Source organism: uncultured Thermomonas sp. (assembly GCF_937872235.1).
GTDB lineage: Bacteria > Pseudomonadota > Gammaproteobacteria > Xanthomonadales > Xanthomonadaceae > Thermomonas > Thermomonas beijingensis.
Genome location: NZ_CALMPC010000061.1, coordinates 1 through 2,793, shown reverse-complemented (window position 1 = coordinate 2,793; position 2,793 = coordinate 1). Strand labels below are relative to the sequence as shown.

General features: G+C 63.9%; 2 protein-coding genes and 1 pseudogene. All 3 read left to right on the top strand.

Annotated elements, in window-relative coordinates:
• A pseudogene (locus tag QWB57_RS05285) lies at positions 1–410 on the top strand (hypothetical protein); the annotation flags it as partial.
• Positions 407–2,020: a BatD family protein gene (locus tag QWB57_RS05280; protein ID WP_288968633.1), complete on the top strand. Its 1,614-nt coding sequence runs from the start codon at positions 407–409 to the stop codon at positions 2,018–2,020. The pseudogene QWB57_RS05285 and the gene QWB57_RS05280, both read left to right, overlap by 4 nt.
• Positions 2,021–2,081: 61 nt before the next feature.
• On the top strand, positions 2,082–2,793 hold a 712-nt coding region (locus tag QWB57_RS05275; protein ID WP_288968632.1), incomplete at its 3' end, for a cation:dicarboxylase symporter family transporter.

Here is a 2,793-nt window from a genome sequence, read left to right as displayed (position 1 = left end):
AACTGCAACAGCAACCGCAACCGCAACCGCAACCGCAACCGCAACCGCAACCGCAACCGCAAGAACAGGGCAAGCCATCGCAAAAAACAGCACCGCAACCATCGCAGCAACAGCCCTCGCAACAGCCAGCACAAGGTCAGCCGCAACCGCCGCCTGCGCAGTCGCCACAAGCACAACAAAAAGCCGACGCCGCCCAACGGCAGCGCATGCAGCAGGCCCTGCGGCAACTACCGGCGCAAGCGGGCAAGCCGCAGCCAGCGGCAGCATCGCCGCGCCCAGAAACCCCCCAGCAGCGTGAGCAGCGGCTTGCCAATCAAGCATGGTTGCAGCGCGTGCCCGATGACCCCGGAGCCCTGCTGCGTGCACGCTTTCAGTTAGAGGCGCAACGCCGACGCGGGGATGGGCCGTGAAGCGGCGGTGGGCGGTCGTCTGGTTGCTGCTTGCGATGCTGGCAACGCCCGCATTCGCGCAGACGCGTGCATGGCTGGATCGCACGCAGATTCACGCGGGTGAAACCGTCGTGCTCACCATCGAAACCGACCAAGCCATCCAACAGATCGACGACGCGCCGCTACAAGGTCAATTTGAAATTGGTGGGCACAACATGCGGCAACGTATTGCGTTGCGCGATGGGCGCATGCAGCGCAACAGCGTGTTCGCCATCGGGCTGCGCCCACGCGGATTGGGCACACTAACGGTGCCGGCGCTGCGGGTGGGGTCGGCACTTACCGCGCCGTTGTCATTACAGGTGATGCCGGCGCAGGTGCAACCGGCCACTGCCACCAGCGATGTGTTTGTCGAAACCGTGGTGGATGCCACCCAGCCGTATGTGCAGCAAGCCGTCGGCGTGACCGTGCGCTTGCATTACGCGGTGCCGCTGCTTTCAGGGCAACTGGATCTGGACGCGCCCGCCAATGCCAGCGTGCAGCGGGTGGGCGAGGATGCCACCTACCCGCGCGACATCGGTGGCCGGCATTTCAATGTGGTCGAGCGGCGCTATCTGCTGATCCCCGAACGCAGCGGCAGTTTGGTGCTGCCGGGTGCGCGGCTCAATGGCGTGGCTGCGGGCGGCACCATCGACCAAGGCATGGATGGCGACCGCCGGCCGCTATCGGCAGCGGCACCGGCGCAACGCTTGCAGGTGCAGCCGATTCCGGCCAACGCGCCGCTGCCGTGGTTGCCGTTGCACGCGCTGACCTTGCGCTATCTGGAACAACCCAAGTCCGCCGTCAGCGGACAGGCCGTGAATGTGGTGATCGAGCTGCTGGCCGACGGTGCCACCGCTGCACAGGTGCCGGCAATCACTTTGGACGCGCCCGCCGCTGTGCAAGTGTTCGCCGAGCCGCCGCAGGTGGAGGAGCAATTCGTCGAAGGCCGCCCACGCACATGGGTGCGGCGCAAATTTGCACTGCTGCCCGCGCAAGCTGGCGACGTGGTGATTGCTGGCCCACACATCGCATGGTGGGATGCCGTGCAAGGGCGGGCACGCAGCGCAAGTTTGCCGCCACTGGCGCTGCACGTGGCCGCCGCCGCTGGCTCACCGGGCAACGCGAAGCCGACAGCAACACGTCCGGTGCTGCGGTCCCATGCGCCCGCCACCCCGGCCCCAGCAACACCTGCACGCGATGGCGTTCGAGGGTGGTGGTTCTTGGCCCTGGTGCCGGTCTTGCTGATCGGCGTGTGGCGCTGGCGTGCCGCGCGGCATCCGCAACCACCATCTACCAGTACCCCGGCTGCGCCACAATTGCCGCAGGCCTTGCAACAAGCTGATTTGGCGATGATCGCGCAGGCCTTGTGCCACGCGGCCGGCCAGCCAGACGGGGATTTGGATGCCGTCCTTGCGCACTTGGCCAGCGCCGCCCAGCGTGACGCCGTGCGCCAGTTGCAGGCCGCGCGCTGGGGCGGCAAGGAGACTGCGGCCACGCTGGCCGCACTGCGCCAAGCATTTGCAGCGGGCCCGCAGTGGCAGCCGACGCAGCAACGGGCGCAATCCCTACTGCCTGCGCTATATCCGGAATGAAGTTCAGAATGCGCCGTGGTGTTTGCTAAGCTGGCGCACTGATTTGGCCCGCGAGTAGCGCATGCATTCCATCGAGTCTTCGCCATCCACGCCTGCCAAGGGCATGCCGCTGCATTACAAAGTGCTGATCGGCTTCGTGTTGGGTACCGCGCTGGGCCTTGCCGGGCATGCGTATGCACTCGATGCGGCGTGGATTCACAGTGTCATTGACTATGCCAGCAAACCGTTCGGGCAAATCTTCCTCAATTTGCTGTTCATGCTGGTGGTGCCGCTGATTTTTTCGGCACTGGTGCTGGGCGTGGCCGAGCTAGGCGATATCGCCGCATTGGGCCGGCTGGGCTGGAAGACCTTGACCTATACCGCTGTCGTTACTGCGGCGGCGGTGGGCATCGGCCTGCTGTGCGTCAATGTATTGCAGCCCGGCTTGCACATGGACCCGGCCTTGGTACAAAAAACCATGAGCAGTAATGTGCTCAAGGCCGGCGAAATTGTCAGCAAGGGCAACGAGCTGCGCTTGATGGATCTGTTGGTCAATATCGTGCCGCACAACATTGTGGGTGCGATGGGCGATGACAAGCAAAAACTCGGCATCGTCTTTTTTGCGTTGATGATTGGCATTGGCTTGGTGATGAAGCCCACCGCCGGTACCAACGCGTTCAAAAATGCCATGCAGGGCTTGTTCGAGATCTGCATGCACCTGATCGGCATGTTCATCAAGCTGGCCCCGTATGCGGTGGCTTGCTTCATGTTCAACCTGACCTTCCAGTTGGGCT